Genomic DNA, 17,527 nt, shown 5'->3' with positions numbered 1-17,527 from the left:
TCGCCTATGTTGGCCGTGACGAAACTGTGGACGATGCCCGGGGGAACACAAGCCCCTCGCAGGCATCATGTGGAGGAGGCGCTGTGAGCAGCGACCCGTGGGGCCGCGTCGACGAGACGGGGACCGTGTACGTGCGTACGGCCGACGGCGAGCAGGTTGTCGGCTCTTGGCAGGCAGGCACTCCTGAAGAGGCGCTGGCCTATTTCGAGCGCAAGTACGAGGGCCTGGTTGTCGAGATCGGCCTCCTCGAGAAGCGAGTAAAGACCACCGACCTGTCGGCGAAGGACGCGCAGACCGCGATCGACCACATCCGTGAGCAGGTCGACGCCCATCACGCGGTCGGCGATCTCGACGCTCTGAAGACCCGGCTGGACAAGCTGGTCGAGACGGTCGACAAGCGCCGCGAGGAGCGCAAGCAGCAGCGGGCGAAGCAGTCCGACGAGGCCCGGCACTCCAAGGAGGCGCTGGTCACCGAGGCCGAGGAGCTGGCGCAGTCCGATCAGTGGCGGGCCGCCGGTGAGCGGCTGCGTGCCCTGGTGGACACCTGGAAGGGTCTGCCGCGGCTCGACCGCAAGTCGGACGACGAGCTGTGGCACCGCTTCTCGCACGCCCGGTCGGCGTTCTCCAAGCGCCGCAAGGCGCACTTCGCGCAGCTGGACGCGCAGCGCGAGGAGGCCCGCAAGACCAAGGAGCGGCTGGTCGCCGAGGCCGAGTCGCTGTCCGGGTCGACCGACTGGGGTCCGACGGCGGCGCGCTACCGCGACCTGATGTCGGAGTGGAAGGCCGCGGGCCGCGCCCAGCGCGAGCACGAGGACGACCTGTGGAACCGCTTCCGCGGCGCCCAGGACATCTTCTTCGCCGCCCGTAGCTCGGTCTTCGCCGAGCGGGACGCCGAGCAGTCCGAGAACCTGAAGCTGAAGGAGGAGCTGGCCGAGGAGGCCGAGAAGCTTCTGCCGATCGGCGACTTGAAGGGCACGCGTGCCGCCTTCCGCTCGATCAACGAGCGCTGGGAGGCCATCGGGCATGTGCCGCGCGACGCCCGCCCGAAGGTCGAGGGCCGGATGCACGCCGTCGAGCGGGCCATCCAGGACGCCGAGGAGAACGAGTGGCGCCGGACCAACCCGGAGGCACGCGCGCGTGCCGAGGGGCTGACCGGTCAGCTCCAGGCGGCCGTGGACAAGCTGAGGGGCCAGATCGAGCAGGCCCGCGCCCAGGGCAACAACGCCAAGGCCGACAAGCTGGAGCGTGAGCTGGAGGGCCGCCAGGCACTGCTGGACCAGGCGCTGAAGGGTCTTCACGAGTTCGGCGGCTGACACCGGTCGGTTCAAGCGAGAAGGGGCTCCCCGCGGGGAGCCCCTTCTTTCGTTCCTGTACGGCGGTTTCCTCGTTCCTGTACGGCGGTCTACGACCGGTTGCGCGCCGAAGTCACCCGGTACACGTCGTAGACGCCCTCGACGCCCCTGACCGCCTTCAGGACGTGCCCGAGGTGCTTCGGGTCGCCCATCTCGAAGGTGAAGCGGGACGTGGCGACGCGGTCGCGGGAGGTCTGGACGGCCGCGGAGAGGATGTTGACGTGCTGGTCGGACAGGACGCGCGTGACGTCCGAGAGGAGCCGGGAGCGGTCCAGGGCCTCGACCTGGATGGCGACCAGGAAGACCGAGGACTGGGTGGGCGCCCACTCGACCTCGAGGATGCGCTCGGGCTCGCGGGACAGTGACTCCACGTTCACGCAGTCGCTGCGGTGAACCGATACTCCGCTACCGCGCGTGACGAAGCCGATGATCGGATCGCCGGGTACGGGCGTACAGCAGCGGGCCAGCTTGACCCAGACGTCCTCGACGCCCTTGACGATCACGCCCGGATCGGCGCTGGAGCGGCGCTTGCGGCTGCGGCCGCGGGCCGGCGGGACCGTCTCGTCGATCTCCTCGGTGGCGGCTTCCTCGCCGCCGAGGGCCTGGACGAGCTTCTGCACGATGTTCTGTGCGGAGACATGGCCCTCGCCGATCGCCGCGTACAGCGCGGAGATGTCCGCATAGCGCATCTCGTGGGCGAGCGTGACGAGCGAGTCGCCGGTCAGGATGCGCTGGATCGGCAGGTTCTGCTTGCGCATCGCCCGGACGATGGCGTCCTTGCCCTGCTCGATCGCCTCGTCGCGGCGCTCCTTGGAGAACCAGGCCCGGATCTTGTTGCGGGCGCGTGGCGACTTCACGAAGCCGAGCCAGTCGCGGGAGGGGCCCGCGCCGGCTGCCTTGGAGGTGAAGACCTCCACCAAGTCGCCGTTGTCCAGGGTGGATTCGAGCGGTACGAGCCTGCCGTTGACCCGCGCTCCTATGGTGCGGTGGCCGACCTCGGTGTGGACCGCGTACGCGAAGTCGACCGGGGTGGCGCCCGCGGGGAGCGCTATGACGTCGCCCTTCGGAGTGAAGACGAAGACCTCGTTGCGGGACAGGTCGAAGCGCAGGGACTCCAGGAACTCGCCCGGGTCCTCGGTCTCCTTCTGCCAGTCCAGGAGCTGTCGCAGCCACGCCATGTCGTTGAGGTGGTCGTCCTTGCCCTTGCCGGACGACTTGGGCGCGTCGGAGCGCACCTTGGAGGCGCCGGCGACGGCTTCCTGCTTGTACTTCCAGTGCGCGGCGATGCCGTACTCGGCGCGGCGGTGCATGTCGAACGTACGGATCTGGAGTTCGACCGGCTTGCCGTTGGGGCCGATGACCGTCGTGTGCAGCGATTGGTACATGTTGAACTTGGGCATCGCGATGTAGTCCTTGAACCGGCCGGGGACCGGATTCCATCGCGCGTGCACGGTGCCGAGGGCGGCGTAACAGTCGCGGACCGTGTCGACAAGTACACGAATCCCCACGAGGTCGTAGATCTCCGCGAAGTCGCGGCCGCGGACAATCATCTTCTGGTAAACGCTGTAGTAGTGCTTCGGGCGGCCGGTGACGGTCGCCTTGATGCGGGCGGCCCGCAGGTCCTGCTGGACCTCGTCGGTCACTATGGCCAGATACTCGTCACGCTTCGGTGCCCGCTCGGCCACCAGCCGTACGATCTCGTCGTACATCTTGGGGTAGAGGATCGCGAAGGCGAGGTCCTCCAGTTCCCACTTGATGGTGTTCATGCCGAGGCGGTGAGCGAGCGGCGCGTAGATCTCGAGCGTCTCGCGCGCCTTCTTCTCCTGCTTCTCGCGCTTGAGGTAACGCATGGTGCGCATGTTGTGCAGGCGGTCGGCGAGCTTGATGACCAGGACGCGGGGGTCCTTGGCCATCGCCACGACCATCTTGCGCACGGTCTCGGCCTGCGCGGCCTCGCCGAACTTGACCTTGTCGAGCTTGGTGACACCGTCTACGAGCAGAGCCACGGAGTCGCCGAAGTCACGGCGGAGCTGGTCGAGGCCGTACTCGGTGTCCTCGACGGTGTCGTGCAGCAGGCCCGCCATCAGGGTGGCCGGATCCATACCCAGCTCGGCGAGGATGGTGGTGACGGCGAGGGGGTGCGTGATGTACGGGTCGCCGCTCTTGCGCTTCTGGCCGCGGTGCCAGCGCTCGGCGACCTGGTAGGCCTTCTCGATCTGGCGGAGCGTGGCGGTCTCGATCTTCGGGTCATTGCTGCGCACTATGCGCAGCAGCGGCTCCAGCACCGGGTTGTACGGGTTGGAGCGCTGGACGCCGAGACGGGCGAGGCGGGCACGGACGCGGTTGGAGGAGCCGGTGCGGGCGGGCTGGCCGGTGTTCGGGCGCACTGCCGGTGCCGGGCGCTCGGGCGGGGCGGGCTTGGGTCGCGTCTGCTCGGCCGGCTTGTCGACGGGCGCGGACTGGGCATGCTCGACCGGCCCTCGCGCGTCGTTCTTCGCGTGTGACGCGTTCGGCGCGGGCTTCGCCGCGGGCGCCGAGGCGGACTCGGGCTTGGCGGCGGTCAGGTGCTGGGCCTCGTCTGGCAAGAGGGCTCCTCGTGCGCGATCCGGGTCCCCCGGTCAGGCTCCGGAGACCCCATGGTAGCGATCCTGCGCCCCGGGATCGCCTGCAGCCGGATGTGAGGACCGTCTACCGGAGAAACGCAAGAGGCTGCCGCCGGATTCCGCGGGGCCGGTCAGGACGGTGTCCGGACGGTGGCGCGGGGGTTGCACAGGCCTGCCACGGGGGTCGCGTACGCCTCTCCCGCACGACCCGCATGCATCGGGCAGCGGGGGTTTCACGCCACCGGCGGAGGGGGGTCGGGGCGGGCGGCTGCTGGGCCCGGCATACCGGATGCCGCGCCCCTGTCGTGCAGGTGCGCGGCATCCGGTGCTGCTGTGGAGGTTCCTCGGATCAGACCGTCAGCAGTGACTCCAGTGGAGCGCCGGCCAGGGTCGGTTCCAGGCGGGCTCGGCCGCCGAGGAAGCCGAGTTCCATGAGGACGGCCAGGCCGGCCACCTCGGCGCCGGCCCGGCGGATCAGCTGGACCGAGGCCTCCGCGGTGCCGCCCGTCGCGAGGACGTCGTCGATGACGAGGACACGATCACCGGCAGCCAGGTCCTCGGCGTGGACCTCGATCTCCGCGGAGCCGTACTCCAGGTCGTACGCCTGGCTGAGGGTCGCTCCGGGGAGCTTGCCGGCCTTGCGTACGGGGATGAAGCCGACGCCCGCGCGGACGGCGACCGGAGCTCCGAGGATGAAACCGCGGGCCTCCAGGCCGACGATCTTCGTGGCACCGGTGTTCCCGGCGATCTCGGCCAGCGCGTCGGTGAGCGCCGTGAACGCCGCCGGGTCCGCCAGGAGCGGGGTGATGTCCTTGAACGTCACGCCCGGCTCCGGGTAGTCCGCCACGTCACGGATACGGCTGAGCAGCAGCTCTTTGATGTCCGTCATCGCCGCTTCCCCGAGGGTCGGCCACGGCCCCGGTTGCGGGACGAGGGCTGGTTGCGCGGCCCGACCACCGCGGGGGTGGCGTCCTCGGGCTCGTCGTCCAGCAGCTCGTCGCCGGCCGGGGCGTCCGGGGACTCGCCCTGCGCGGACTGTGCCCGCTTGGCGAGGACGCGCTTCCTCAGGGCCTTCATCTGCGGCTCGCGCTCCTTGAGGTCGGCGACGAGCGGCGTGGCGATGAAGATCGAGGAGTACGCACCGGCGGCGAGACCGACGAACAGCGACAGCGAGATGTCGTTGAGCATGCCCGCGCCGAGGAACCCGCCACCGATGAACAGCAGGCCCCCCACCGGCAGCAGCGCGACCACGGTGGTGTTGACGGAGCGGACCAGGGTGCTGTTGATCGAGCGGTTCGCGATGTCGCTGTAGGTCCAGCGGGTCTGTTTCGTGATGTCCTTCGTCTGCTCCTTGAGGCTGTCGAAGACGACGACCGTGTCGTAGAGCGAGTAACCGAGGATCGTCAGCAGACCGATCACCGTGCCCGGTGTGACCTCGAATCCGACGAGGGCGTAGATGCCGACCGTGATCGTGATGTCGTGGATCAGCGCGACGAACGCCGCGAGTGCCATACGCCACTCGAACGCGATCGCCAGATAGATCACCACAAGGACCAGGAAGATCCCGAGGCCCTGCCAGGCCTTGTTGGCGATCTGCTCACCCCAGCTGGGGCCGACCAGCTCGCCGGTGACGTCGCTCTCCTCGACGCCGAGCTTCTCCGCCAGCTCCGCCGAGACCTTGTTGGCCTGCGTGGTGTCGATGCCCGCGACCTGGATGCGCAGCGTGGACTCGTCGCCGTCGCCGAGCTTCTGGACGATCGCGTCGTGGCCGGACGCCTCTTCCGCGTACTCCTGGGCCTGGGACACCGAGACACTGGTCTTCGGGGTGTTGAAGACGGCCCCGCCCTGGAACTCGATGCCCATGTTCAGGCCGCGCACCGCCAGGCCGACGATGGCCGTGATGGTGATCAGGATCGAGAGGCCGTACCAGAGCTTGCGGTTGCCGACGAAGTCGTAGCCGACCTCGCCACGGTGCAGTCGGGCGCCGAGGTTGCCGAGCTTCGACATACTCACGCCTCCTTCGGGTCGACAGGGCCGGCGGGGTGGGCGGGACGGCGGTTACGGCGCAGCGGCGGCTTGGCGCCCAGTCGCTTGGGGTCGAGACCGGACCAGCTGTGGCCACTGGAGAAGAACTTGCTGCGGGCCATGAGCGTCAGCAGCGGCTTGGTGAACAGGAACACGACGACCACGTCGAGCAGGGTGGTGAGGCCGAGCGTGAACGCGAAGCCCTGGACCTTGCCGACGGTCACGATGAAGAGCACCGCGGCGGCGAGGAACGAAACGAAGTCGGAGACCAGGATGGTGCGCCGGGCGCGCGGCCAGGCACGCTCGACGGCGGGCCGCAGCGAGCGGCCCTCGCGGATCTCGTCCCGGACGCGTTCGAAGTACACGATGAACGAGTCCGCTGTGATGCCGATGGCGACGATGGCACCGCAGACGGCCGGCAGGTTCAGCGCGAAGCCGATGGTCGGGCCGAGCAGCGACATGATCGTGTAGGTCAGGACCGCGGAGATCAGCAGCGAGAGGATCGCGATCAGCGACAGGCCGCGGTAGTAGACCAGCAGGTAGATGACGACCAGGGCGAGACCGATCGCACCGGCGATCAGGCCGGCCTTCAGCTGCTCACCACCGAGCGCGGCGGTCACCGTGGTGACGCTGTCCTCCTGGAAGGACAGCGGCAGGGCGCCGTACGACAGCATGTTGGCGAGGCTCTGCGCCGATTCCTGGTTGAAGTTGCCGGAGATCTCGGCGCTGCCACCCGTCAGGGCTTCGCGGACGAACGGGTCGGAGACGACCTCACCGTCCAGCACGATGGCGAACTGGTTCTGCGGGGACTGGTTCTTGGCCAGCTTGCCGGTGGTGGCGGCGAACTTCTTGCTGCCCTCGCCCGTGAACTTCATGTTCACGGTCCAGCCGGCGCCGGTCGTCGTCTGGAAGACGGCCTCGGCGCTCTTGACGTCCGTGCCGTCGACCTCGGCGGGGCCGAGGATGTACTTCTGCCACTGGCCCTGCGAGTTCTGACCGCAGGCGACGGTGGGGTCGGTGGGCTTGGCGCCGTCACCGGCCTTGGCGCGGGCCGCCTTCTTCGAGCAGTCCAGCGCGGCGTACTGAGCTTCGAGCTTGCTGGTCGAGGCGTCGCCGGAGGGGGTGCTGCTAGCGGACGGGGAGCCGCTGGCGGAGGCACTCGTGGACGGCGTCGGGTCGGCCTTCAGGGCGTCGGTGACCGCGCGGCCCTGCGTGGTGGAGCTCGCCGAGGGGCTGGTGGACCCGGAGGGGGAGGCCGAGGAGGTCGCCTTCTCGGTGGAGTCACCCGACGCGCTGCTGGAGGCGCTCGGTGAGGGGGTGGGGGTCGCACCGCCACCCGACACCTCCGTGGCGACGACCGGCCGGAAGTACAGCTTGGCGGTGGTGCCTACCTGGGCCCGGGCTTCCTTGGAGTTCGTGCCCTTGGGGATGTTGACGATGATGTTCTTGTCGCCCTGGGTCTGAACCTCGGACTCCGAGACACCAAGACCATTGACACGGCGCTCCATGATCTCGACCGCGGTGTCCATGTTGGTCTTGTTGATCGCGGATTCCTGGCCGGGCTCGGCGACCGCGCGAAGCGTGATGCTCGTGCCGCCGGCCAGGTCGATACCGAGTCGCGGAGTGGTGTGCCCCGAGGCGAACATCCCTCCGGTGAGCGCCGCGATGGCGATCAGGATGAGGGCCAGCGAGCGCCCTGGCTTGCTCTGGGCGCTCGCGTTCCGGCCCTTCTTAGGTGCTGCCACCTTCTCGTACTCCCTCTCGGGCCGCCTCGCTCCGGATCAACAGGCGGGCGGCCATGACATGGTGTCGGGATCCCGTGCGAGCTCAGCATGCGCGGGGGCGCGCAGGCGTGGCCCGCGCGCCCCGGAGCATCGCTACTTCGCGTCGGTGTCGCCCTCGGTCTTCTTCGGCTCGTCGTCCGTCTTCGCCTCGGCGGCCATGGCGTCGGACGGCTCCTCGACCTCGTCCTTCGCGTCCTTCTCGTCCTTCGCGTCCTTCTTACCAAGGTCGACGGACTTCTCGTCGGAGGCGGCGGCAGCGGCGGGCTCGTCGGCCTCGGTGAGGGAGGAGGCGTCGTCCGGGACGACGTCGGACTTCAGGTCGTGCTCGATGCCGTGCACGATGCGGTTGTACTCGTCGTCGGAGAGGACGGCACCGATCGCGTTCTTGGCGAAGAGAAGCTCCACGCCCGGGCCGGCGTCAACGAGGACCGTGTCTTCGCTGACCTCCTTGACGGTGGCGTACATCCCACCGATGGTGCGGACGCCGGATCCGGGCTGCATCTGGTTCCGCATGTTGGCGGCCTGCTGCTGCTTCTTCTTGGCCGACCGGGTCATCAGGAACATGGCCCCGATGAGCACGATGAACGGGAGGAGGGTCACGAGACTCACGGGTCGGAACTTCCTTCACACGACCGCGATGGTGAGCGGCCTGATGGTTGGGGGTATGTGTGCCGCCGACATAGGCGGCATCGGCGGAGTCTAAGCGAGTCTCCGCGCATGGAACAACGCTCAGCATGGCACTGGGGTTCCTGCTCCGGCCACTGTGCTCGCCGTGACCGGGCCGTCACGTCCCGAACAGGTCCTGTTGTCCGTTTCCCCCAATGTGCGAGCCCGGCGGGGTGAGGCCGAGATGCGCCCATGCCGCCGGGGTGGCGACCCGGCCGCGCGGGGTGCGGGCGAGCAGGCCCTCCCTTACGAGGAAGGGTTCGGCGACCTCCTCGACCGTCTCGCGCTCCTCCCCCACCGCGACGGCGAGCGTGGACAGGCCGACCGGGCCACCGCCGAACAGTTTCAGCAGGGCCTCCAGGACGCCGCGGTCGAGGCGGTCCAGCCCGCGCTCGTCGACCTCGTAGACGGCGAGGGCGGCCGCGGCGATGTCCCTCGTGATGATCCCGTCGGCCTTGACCTGGGCGTAGTCGCGGACCCGGCGCAGCAGGCGGTTGGCGATACGGGGTGTGCCGCGGGAGCGGCCGGCGACCTCGGCGGCGCCGTCGGCGTCGATCTCCACCTCGAGGAGGTTGGCCGAGCGGTGGATGACGCGCTCCAGCTCGACGGGCTCGTAGAACTCCATGTGCGCGGTGAAGCCGAAGCGGTCGCGCAGCGGGGGCGGCAGCAGGCCCGCGCGCGTGGTGGCGCCGACCAGGGTGAACGGGGGCAGCTCCAGCGGGATGGCGGTGGCACCCGGCCCCTTGCCGACGATGACGTCGACGCGGAAGTCCTCCATCGCCATGTACAGCATCTCCTCGGCGGGCCGGGACATGCGGTGGATCTCGTCGAGGAAGAGGACCTCGCCCTCCTGCAGGGAGGAGAGGATCGCGGCGAGATCGCCGGCGTGCTGGATGGCGGGGCCGCTGGTGATGCGGATGGGGGCGCCCATCTCGGCCGCGATGATCATCGAGAGGGTGGTCTTGCCGAGGCCGGGGGCGCCGGAGAGCAGCACGTGGTCGGCGGTGGCGCCACGCGCGCGTGCGGCGCGCAGCACGAGGTCGAGCTGTTCGCGGACCTTCTCCTGGCCGATGAACTCGTCCAGGTCCTTCGGGCGCAGCGCGGCCTCTACGGCCTGGTCCTCACGGTCGGCGGACGCACCGACGAGCCGCTCGGGGGCGGGGGTGTCGGTGGTGTCGTCCCAGTTCATGAAGTGTGCCTCGCGGTCGCTGTCGCGGTCGGGTGGATCGTACGAGCATCAGGGCGTCCCCGGAACGGCGCCTTCGGGCCCTTCCGGGGCGTCGCTCGATTCAGCGGGCTCTGTTCAGGGTCTGAAGCGCGGCCTTCAGCAGCTGCCCCACCTGGGGCGTGCCCTCGGCGGCCTCGGCCTGCGGAGCCACCGCGGCGACCGCCTCGTCCGCCTCACGCGTCGCGTACCCGAGGCCGATCAGGGCGGCGTGCAGCTGGTCGCGCCAGCCCTGGGTGACCGGGGCGCCCACCGCAGGCGCGCCGATGGGCTCGCCCAGGCGGTCCTTCAGCTCCAGCAGCAGCTTCTGGGCGCCCTTCTTGCCGATGCCGGGGACGGCGGTGAGTGACTTCTCGTCGGCGGTCGCGACGGCTCGGCGCAGCGCGTCGGGCGAGTGCACCGCCAGCATCGCCTGGGCCAGGCGCGGGCCCACTCCGCTCGCGGTCTGGAGCAGCTCGAACGTCTGCCGTTCGTCGTCGTCCGCGAAGCCGTACAGCGTGAGGGAGTCCTCCCGGACCACCAGCGAGGTGTGCAGCTTTGCGGGCTTGCCGAGGCGCAGGGTGGACAGGGTGTTCGGCGTGCACTGGACGGCCATGCCGACTCCGCCCACCTCGACGACCGCGGCGTCCGGAGCGAGTGCGGCCACAGTGCCACTGACGAAGGCGATCATGCCGTACGGCCTTTCGGTGCTTTGGCTGTATGCAGGGCGACGGCCTGCTGGAGTCGGTTCTGCGCGGGGGCGCGCCAGATGTGGCAGATGGCGAGCGCGAGGGCGTCGGCGGCGTCGGCGGGCTTGGGCGGGGCGCTGAGCCGCAGCAGGCGGGTGACCATGGCACCGACCTGGGCCTTGTCGGCGCGACCGCTGCCGGTGACGGCGGCCTTGACCTCGCTGGGGGTGTGCAGCGCGACGGGGATGCCGCGGCGGGCGGCGCACAGCATGGCGACGGCGCTGGCCTGGGCGGTGCCCATCACCGTACGGACGTTGTGCTGGCTGAACACCCGCTCCACGGCGACGACTTCGGGCCGGTACTCGTCCAGCCACTGCTCGATGCCCTGCTCGATGGCGACGAGGCGGTGTCCCAACTCGGCGTCCACGGGCGTCCGTACGACGCCGACGCCGACCATGGTGAGCGGGCGTCCGGCGACGCCCTCGACCACGCCGACTCCGCATCGGGTCAGCCCCGGGTCCACCCCCAGTACGCGCACCGCGCCCCTCCCATCGATCGCCTGTTTGTGCAGGCTATCGGGTGCCACCGACAACGCCGGGCAGCAACTCCCGGCAAAGCGACGGGCCGACGGGTGTGCCCCGTCGGCCCGTTGAGCCCGTTCAGCTCGCGGCAGCGTTATGCGTCGACCTTCTCCATGATCTCGTCGCTGACATCGAAGTTGGCGAAGACGTTCTGCACGTCGTCGCTGTCCTCGAGCGCGTCGATCAGCTTGAAGATCTTCTTGGCGCCCTCCTCGTCCAGCTCGACCTGGACGGAGGGCACGAAGCTGGAGTCGGCGGAGTCGTAGTCGATGCCGGCCTCCTGAAGGGCGGTGCGGACCGCGACCAGGTCGGTGGCCTCGCTGATGACCTCGAAGGACTCACCGAGGTCGTTGACCTCCTCGGCGCCGGCGTCCAGGACGGCGCCGAGGACGTCGTCCTCGGACAGCTCGCCCTTGGGGACGATGACGACGCCCTTGCGGCTGAACATGTACGACACCGAACCCGGGTCGGCCATGTTGCCGCCGTTGCGGGTCATGGCGACGCGGACGTCGGAGGCGGCGCGGTTGCGGTTGTCCGTCAGGCACTCGATGAGCACGGCGACGCCGTTCGGGCCGTAGCCCTCGTACATGATCGTCTCGTAGTCGGCGCCACCGGCCTCGAGACCGCCGCCACGCTTGACCGCGGAGTCGATGTTCTTGTTCGGAACCGACTGCTTCTTCGCCTTCTGGATGGCGTCGTACAGCGTCGGGTTGCCCTCGATGTCAACGCCACCCATGCGGGCCGCGACCTCGATGTTCTTGATCAGCTTCGCGAAGAGCTTGCCGCGCTTGGCGTCAATCACGGCCTTCTTGTGCTTCGTCGTAGCCCATTTAGAGTGGCCGGACATCTGCCTGTCTCCTTCGCGTAACCCATCTTTGAACGAACGCCAGAGATCCTACAAGGACTCGGCTGTCCGGTTCGCGCGCACCATGTCGACGAACAGGCCGTGCACGCGGTGGTCGCCGGTCAGTTCCGGGTGGAACGAAGTGGCGAGCGCGTTGCCCTGGCGGACCGCGACGATGTGGCCGTCGTGCTCGGCGAGGACTTCGGCCTCGGCACCCACGGACTCGACCCAGGGGGCGCGGATGAAGACGCCCTCCACAGGATCGCCCGCGATGCCCTGGACGTCGACCGCCGCTTCGAAGGACTCGTTCTGCCGTCCGAAGGCGTTGCGGCGCACGATCATGTCGATGCCGCCGATCGTCTCCTGTCCGGAGCGCGGGTCGAGGATTTTGTCGGCGAGCATGATCATGCCGGCGCAGGTGCCGTAGACGGGCATGCCGCCCCGCACACGCGCGCGCAGGGGCTCCATCACGCCGAAGAGGACGGCCAGCTTGGAGATGGTCGTGGACTCGCCGCCGGGGATGACGAGGCCGTCCACCTCGGCGAGCTCTTCGGGGCGCCGCACCGGCCTGGCCACGACGTCTGCCGCGGCCAGGGCGATGAGGTGCTCCCGTACGTCGCCCTGCAGGGCCAGGACGCCTATGACGGGGGTGTTGCTCATGGGATGTGGTGCCTTACCAGCCGCGGTTGGCGTAGCGCTCGGTCTCGGGGAGGGTGTCGCAGTTGATGCCGACCATGGCCTCGCCGAGGTTGCGGGACGCGTCCGCGATGATCTTCGGGTCGTCGAAGAAGGTGGTCGCCTTGACGATGGCGGCGGCGCGCTTGGCCGGGTCGCCCGACTTGAAGATGCCGGAGCCGACGAAAACGCCCTCGGCGCCGAGCTGGCGCATCAGCGCGGCGTCGGCCGGGGTGGCCACGCCACCGGCGGAGAACAGCACCACCGGGAGCTTGCCGAGCTCGGAGACTTCCTTGACCAGCTCGTACGGGGCACGCAGGTCCTTGGCGGCGGCGTACAGCTCGTTGTTGTCGAAGCCGCGCAGCTTGGCGATCTCGTTCTTGATCTGGCGCAGGTGGCGGACGGCCTCGACGACGTTGCCGGTGCCGGCCTCGCCCTTGGAGCGGATCATGGCCGCGCCCTCGGCGATGCGGCGCAGGGCCTCACCGAGGTTGGTGGCACCACAGACGAACGGGGTGGTGAAGGCGAACTTGTCGGAGTGGTTGACCTCGTCGGCCGGGGTGAGGACCTCGGACTCGTCGATGTAGTCGACGCCGAGGGACTGCAGCACCTGGGCCTCGACGAAGTGGCCGATGCGGGACTTGGCCATGACCGGGATCGAGACGGCGTCGATGATGCCCTCGATCATGTCCGGGTCGGACATCCGGGCCACGCCGCCGTCCTTGCGGATGTCGGCGGGGACCCGCTCGAGGGCCATGACGGCGACGGCGCCCGCGTCCTCGGCGATCTTCGCCTGCTCCGGCGTGACGACGTCCATGATCACGCCGCCCTTGAGCTGCTCGGCCATGCCGCGCTTCACGCGTGCGGTGCCGGTCTCGGGGGCCTGGTTTTCGGAGATGGACACGGGTTGACCTCGCTGTGTGAAAGAGGGTTACTGCAAGCATCGAGGAAACGTGAGGTGTACGGGCCACTTCAAGGGCCAATGGTGAGGCGGTGGATCGTTTTGCCTGCCGGGGCGCCGCCCTGTCCGTGCCACGTTAGTGTCCATCCCATGGAACAGCGCATCAGCCTGGTCACGCTGGGAGTCTCCGATGTGGCGCGCTCCCGTGCCTTCTACGCGGCCCTGGGCTGGCGGGGCCAGGAGGTCGAGGAGACCGTCTTTTTCCAGGCGGGCGGGCTGGCCCTGGTGCTGTGGGGCCGCGACAAGCTGGCGCTGGACTGCGGGCTGACCGACAGCGCGGCAGGCACGGCAGGCGGCTTCGGCGGGATCGCCCTGGCCCACAACGTACGCTCCGACGCCGAGGTCGACGAGCTGCTCGCGGCCGCGGAACGGGCCGGGGCGACGGTCACCAAGCCAGCGGCCACCAATGCCGTCGGCTTCTACTCCGGCGCCTTCGTCGACCCCGACGGCCATGCGTGGGAGATCGCGCACAACCCCGGTTTCCCGCTCGCCGCCGACGGTTCCCTCACGATCCCCGACTTCGGCGCGTCCTAGGCGGGCCGGTCCGCCAGGGCCACCGGGGGCTCGTCGTCCATCTCGAAGGCCAGCGGGAAGGGGGCGTGGCCCGCCAGGCGGAACAGGCGGACCTTGCGGTGGCGCCGCAGCGCCCTGGCCGCCCGTACGGCGTCGTTGTGGAAGCGGCGGGCCATCGGTACCCGGCGGACCGCCTCCGTCAGCTCGCGGGCCGCTTCCTCGCCCCCGGGCGCCTCCCGTACGGCCTCCACCTGCGGGGGCTCGGCGAACACGGCTCGCAGCGCCTGGCTCAGTTCGCTCTCGGCGACCTCCCGCTGCTCCTCCTCGGCCTGCCGGGCGGCATGTGCGGCCTCGTACAGGACGATCGACGCGGCCGGATCCAGCACACCGGAGGTGGCCAGTTCCTGGGCCACCGAGGCGCGGCGCAGCAGTTGCGCGTCGAGTGCGGCGCGGGCCGCGTCGATCCTGGCGTGCAGCCGGTCCAGGCGACCTGCCGTCCAGCTCAGGTAGAGGCCGATCGCCACGAGGACTACGAGGATCCAGATCAGAGTTGCGGTCACGGGCGGCACATTAGCTCCGCCGGTTGAGCAGGGTGTCGTGCGGGGCGTCGGTGTTGGTGCGGGGTGTCGGTGCGACCGTCGCCGGGGGCTGCCGCCTCCGGACCCCCGCTTCGGCCCTGATGGGCCTAGTCCTCAAACGCCGGACGCGCTGAATTGCCGGGACCGGAGCCTGAAACAACTCGGCGCTCACTCGCCCTCAGTCCCGCGCCAACCCCAACCGAGCCCGCAGCCCACCGGCCCCACCGCTCCCGGTCCGCTCGTCCGCGGCCACCGCCGCCGCGCCCGCCGTCACCGTCTCGTATACCGACAGGATGTCCGCCCCCACGGTCGACCAGTCGAAGCGGCGTACGTGCACGCTCCCCCGCTTGCGGAGCTCGGCCCGGCGGACCGGGTCCTCCAGGAGGCGTACCGCCGCCTCGGCCAGGGCGTCCGCGTCCTCGTTGGTGAAGAGTTCGCCCGCCCCGCCCTGGTCGAGCACCTGGGCGAAGGCGTCCAGGTCCGAGGCGAGGACGGGGGCGCCTGCCGACATCGCCTCGACCAGGATGATCCCGAAGCTCTCGCCGCCGGTGTTGGGAGCGACGTACAGGTCGACGCTGCGCAGGAGGCGGGCCTTGTCCCGGTCGCTGATCATGCCGAGGAACTCGACGCGGGAGCGGAGTTCGGCGGGCAGGGACTCCACCGCCTCCTCCTCGTCCCCGCGGCCCGCCACCAGGAGCCTGGTCTGCGGGCGGGCGGCGAGGATCTTCGGCAGGGCCCTCATCAGGACCGGCAGGCCCTTGCGGGGCTCGTCGATGCGGCCGATGAAGCCGATCGTGTCGCCCTGCCAGTCGGGGTTGGGCTCGGCCTTGGCGAAGAAGTCGACATCGACGCCGTTGGGGATGACGACAGCGTCGCCGCCGAGGTGTTCCACCAGCGTGCGCCGGGCGTACTCGCTCACCGCGATCCGGGCGCTGATCTTCTCCAGGGCCGCCTGGAGGATGGCGTACGCGGCGATCATCGCCCGCGAGCGCGGGTTGGACGTGTGGAAGGTGGCCACGATCGGGCCCTGGGCCGCCCAGCAGGCCAGCAGGCCGAGGGACGGCGAGGTCGGCTCGTGGATGTGGATGACGTCGAAGGCGCCGTCGTGCAGCCAGCGGCGCACCCGGGCCGCCGAGAGGAAACCGAAGTTAAGGCGGGCGACCGAGCCGTTGTACGGGACCGGCACCGCGCGGCCCGCCGAGACGGCGTACGGCGGGAGCGGGGTGTCGTCGTCGGCCGGGGCCAGGACGGACACCTCGTGGCCGAGCCGGATGAAGTACTCGGCGAGGTCGCGGATGTGGAACTGGACGCCGCCCGGGACGTCCCAGGAGTACGGGCAGACGATGCCGATCCTCACGGACGCTCTCCTGCCGGGCCGTCGGCCGGTCGTGGTTCCAGGTCGGCGAGCCACAAGCGCTGGAGCATGTGCCAGTCCTCCGGATGTTCGGCGATCCCCGTGGCGAAGGCGTCGGCCAGCGCCTGTGTCATGACAGACGTCTTCTCGGTCCGGGTACCTGTCTCGGGTACCTCGATCGGGGGATGGATCCGCCCCTGCATGACGGGCGAGTCGTCGTACCAGAGCGTGACGGGCAGCAGGAGCGCCCCGGTCTGCTGGGCCAGCAGCGCCGGGCCGGCGGGCATCCGGGCCGTGTCGCCGAAGAAGTCGACCTCGACGCCGGACGCGGACAGGTCGCGGTCGGCGACCAGGCAGACCAGGCCGCCGTCGCGCAGCCTGCGGGCCAGCATGCCGAAGGCGGTGCCGCCGCTGTGCGGCAGGACCTCCATGCCGAGGCCCTCGCGATAGGCGACGAAGCGGTCGTAGAGCGTCTCGGGCTTCAGGCGCTCGGCAACCGTCGTGAAGGGCGTTTCGAGCTTGGTGGTGACCCAGGCGCCGGCGAGGTCCCAGTTGGCCAGGTGCGGCAGCGCGAGTATCACGCCCTTGCCGGCGGCCAGGCCGTCGGTCAGGTAGTGGACGTCCTTGACGTCGAAGCCGCCCTTGACGCGTTCGGCGCTCCAGGCGGGCAGCCGGAAGGACTCCATCCAGTAGCGCAGGTACGACCGCATGCCCGCGCGCGAGAGCTCGGCGAGGCGCTCGGGTGTCGCGTCGGGCACCACGCGCGCGTAGTTGCTCTCCAGCCGCTGGACGCCCTTGCCCCGCTGCTTCCAGACGAGGTCGGCGATGGTGCGGCCGAGCCGTACCGCCACCGCCTCGGGGAGCTTCTTGACGGTGCCCCAGCCGAGTCCGTACAGCGCGTCCGTGAGGCGGTCCTGGGCGCTCACTTCGCGGCCTCGCTCCCTTGGGAGGCTCCCTGCGCCTTGTCCTGCGCGTCCGCGGCGGCCTCCGCCTCGGCGGATTCGCGGCGGACGGTGACGACCCGCTGGATCAGCGTGACGAGGCTGCCGACGGCGACGATCCACAGGGCGACGGGCAGCAGGTACTGGATGCCCGGTACCCCGAACTTGTGCAGGCCCGCGAAGCCGGCCGCGACCAGCGAGATCACCAGGCGCTCGGCGCGCTCGACGAGACCGTTGACGGCGACCGGCAGTCCGATCGACTCGCCGCGCGCCTTGGTGTACGACACCACCTGGCCGCTGGCCAGGCAGAAGATCGAGACGGCGCACAGGACGAGGTCGTCGCCCCCACCGGCGTACCAGAGGATGAAGCCGCCGAAGATCGCGCCGTCGGCGACCCGGTCGAGCGTGGAGTCCAGGAAGGCACCCCAGCGGCTGGAGCGGCCGAGCTGGCGGGCCATGTTGCCGTCGACGAGGTCGGAGAACACGAAGAGCGTGATCACGACCGTCCCCCAGAAGAACTCGCCCATGGGGTAGAAGACCAGCGCGCCCGCGACCACACCGGCGGTGCCGATGAGCGTGACCGTGTCCGGGCTGACGCCCCGCCGGATCAAAAACGCGGCGAACGGTGTGAGAACACGCGTGAAGAAAGCACGCGCGTACTTGTTCAGCATGGCCTTCCCGAGGGTCGGTGTGGCGCCGCGGCCCCTGCTGGCCACCGGCTGGCCCATCGTAGTCACGCGCGCGTGAGTGCGACCGC

17 protein-coding genes are annotated in these 17,527 nt (G+C 69.9%); 2 read left to right on the top strand and 15 right to left on the bottom strand.

The window, feature by feature from the left end; genetic code table 11:
• Window positions 1-83 precede the first annotated feature (83 nt).
• Entirely contained in the window at window positions 84-1,313 is a 1,230-nt protein-coding gene (locus ACZ7M7_RS26140; protein WP_383607882.1) for a DUF349 domain-containing protein, read from the top strand.
• A gap of 89 nt (window positions 1,314-1,402) precedes the next feature.
• Here the strand turns inward: ACZ7M7_RS26140 and relA are convergent, their stop codons facing one another.
• From relA to pdxS, 11 genes are all read right to left on the bottom strand, one after another.
• The gene (relA, locus tag ACZ7M7_RS26135; protein ID WP_472120630.1) at window positions 1,403-3,937 is read right to left on the bottom strand and encodes a GTP pyrophosphokinase; all 2,535 of its coding nucleotides are present in this window, start codon (window positions 3,935-3,937) and stop codon (window positions 1,403-1,405) included.
• A 367-nt stretch (window positions 3,938-4,304) separates the two neighbouring features.
• Window positions 4,305-4,844 carry an adenine phosphoribosyltransferase gene (locus tag ACZ7M7_RS26130; RefSeq protein WP_383629255.1) on the bottom strand — a complete coding sequence of 180 codons (540 nt, stop codon included), beginning with the start codon at window positions 4,842-4,844 and terminating at the stop codon, window positions 4,305-4,307.
• Complete coding sequence (secF, locus tag ACZ7M7_RS26125) at window positions 4,841-5,962, bottom strand: protein translocase subunit SecF (protein ID WP_472120787.1); 1,122 nt, start codon at window positions 5,960-5,962, stop codon at window positions 4,841-4,843. Before secF ends, ACZ7M7_RS26130 begins: the two co-directional genes overlap by 4 nt.
• Window positions 5,963-5,964: 2 nt before the next feature.
• Window positions 5,965-7,725 carry a protein translocase subunit SecD gene (secD, locus tag ACZ7M7_RS26120; protein ID WP_472120628.1) on the bottom strand — a complete coding sequence of 587 codons (1,761 nt, stop codon included), beginning with the start codon at window positions 7,723-7,725 and terminating at the stop codon, window positions 5,965-5,967.
• Between the two features lie 132 nt (window positions 7,726-7,857).
• Window positions 7,858-8,373 carry a preprotein translocase subunit YajC gene (gene yajC / locus ACZ7M7_RS26115; RefSeq protein ID WP_472120626.1) on the bottom strand — a complete coding sequence of 172 codons (516 nt, stop codon included), beginning with the start codon at window positions 8,371-8,373 and terminating at the stop codon, window positions 7,858-7,860.
• Between the two features lie 175 nt (window positions 8,374-8,548).
• Window positions 8,549-9,619, bottom strand: a complete 1,071-nt coding sequence (ruvB, locus tag ACZ7M7_RS26110; protein ID WP_472120624.1) for a Holliday junction branch migration DNA helicase RuvB — start codon at window positions 9,617-9,619, stop codon at window positions 8,549-8,551.
• Window positions 9,620-9,719: 100 nt separating this feature from the next.
• Window positions 9,720-10,325, bottom strand: coding sequence for a Holliday junction branch migration protein RuvA (ruvA, locus tag ACZ7M7_RS26105; RefSeq protein ID WP_328882876.1), 606 nt, complete (start codon window positions 10,323-10,325; stop codon window positions 9,720-9,722).
• Window positions 10,322-10,861 (bottom strand): crossover junction endodeoxyribonuclease RuvC, encoded by a 540-nt coding sequence (gene ruvC, locus ACZ7M7_RS26100; RefSeq protein ID WP_472120622.1) that lies wholly within the window; start codon window positions 10,859-10,861, stop codon window positions 10,322-10,324. The genes ruvA and ruvC overlap by 4 nt, the downstream gene beginning before the upstream one ends.
• Before the next feature lie 137 nt (window positions 10,862-10,998).
• Entirely contained in the window at window positions 10,999-11,751 is a 753-nt protein-coding gene (locus ACZ7M7_RS26095) for a YebC/PmpR family DNA-binding transcriptional regulator (RefSeq protein ID WP_383607867.1), read from the bottom strand.
• A 48-nt stretch (window positions 11,752-11,799) separates the two neighbouring features.
• On the bottom strand, window positions 11,800-12,408 hold the full coding sequence (gene pdxT / locus ACZ7M7_RS26090; RefSeq protein ID WP_383607865.1) for a pyridoxal 5'-phosphate synthase glutaminase subunit PdxT: 609 nt from the start codon (window positions 12,406-12,408) through the stop codon (window positions 11,800-11,802).
• Between the two features lie 13 nt (window positions 12,409-12,421).
• Window positions 12,422-13,327 (bottom strand): pyridoxal 5'-phosphate synthase lyase subunit PdxS, encoded by a 906-nt coding sequence (gene pdxS / locus ACZ7M7_RS26085; protein WP_328428971.1) that lies wholly within the window; start codon window positions 13,325-13,327, stop codon window positions 12,422-12,424.
• Window positions 13,328-13,474: 147 nt separating this feature from the next.
• Between pdxS and ACZ7M7_RS26080 the strand changes: the two genes are divergently transcribed.
• Window positions 13,475-13,918 (top strand): VOC family protein, encoded by a 444-nt coding sequence (locus tag ACZ7M7_RS26080; protein WP_472120619.1) that lies wholly within the window; start codon window positions 13,475-13,477, stop codon window positions 13,916-13,918.
• Here ACZ7M7_RS26080 and ACZ7M7_RS26075 read toward each other — a convergent pair.
• The 4 genes from ACZ7M7_RS26075 to pgsA all read right to left on the bottom strand — a co-directional run bounded on the left by ACZ7M7_RS26075 (window position 13,915) and on the right by pgsA (window position 17,498).
• Window positions 13,915-14,457, bottom strand: a complete 543-nt coding sequence (locus ACZ7M7_RS26075) for a LemA family protein (protein ID WP_383607861.1) — start codon at window positions 14,455-14,457, stop codon at window positions 13,915-13,917. The genes ACZ7M7_RS26080 and ACZ7M7_RS26075 overlap by 4 nt on opposite strands.
• A 196-nt stretch (window positions 14,458-14,653) precedes the next feature.
• A complete protein-coding gene (locus tag ACZ7M7_RS26070; protein WP_472120617.1) occupies window positions 14,654-15,832 on the bottom strand; it encodes a glycosyltransferase family 4 protein in 1,179 nt (392 codons plus the stop codon).
• Window positions 15,829-16,755, bottom strand: coding sequence for a phosphatidylinositol mannoside acyltransferase (locus ACZ7M7_RS26065; RefSeq protein WP_472120615.1), 927 nt, complete (start codon window positions 16,753-16,755; stop codon window positions 15,829-15,831). The genes ACZ7M7_RS26070 and ACZ7M7_RS26065 overlap by 4 nt, the downstream gene beginning before the upstream one ends.
• Window positions 16,752-17,498 (bottom strand): phosphatidylinositol phosphate synthase, encoded by a 747-nt coding sequence (pgsA, locus tag ACZ7M7_RS26060; protein ID WP_383607957.1) that lies wholly within the window; start codon window positions 17,496-17,498, stop codon window positions 16,752-16,754. The genes ACZ7M7_RS26065 and pgsA overlap by 4 nt, the downstream gene beginning before the upstream one ends.
• Between the last annotated feature and the right edge of the window lie 29 nt (window positions 17,499-17,527).

The organism is Streptomyces sp. NPDC111606 (assembly GCF_055656945.1).
This window is presented reverse-complemented; position numbering and strand designations above follow the sequence as displayed.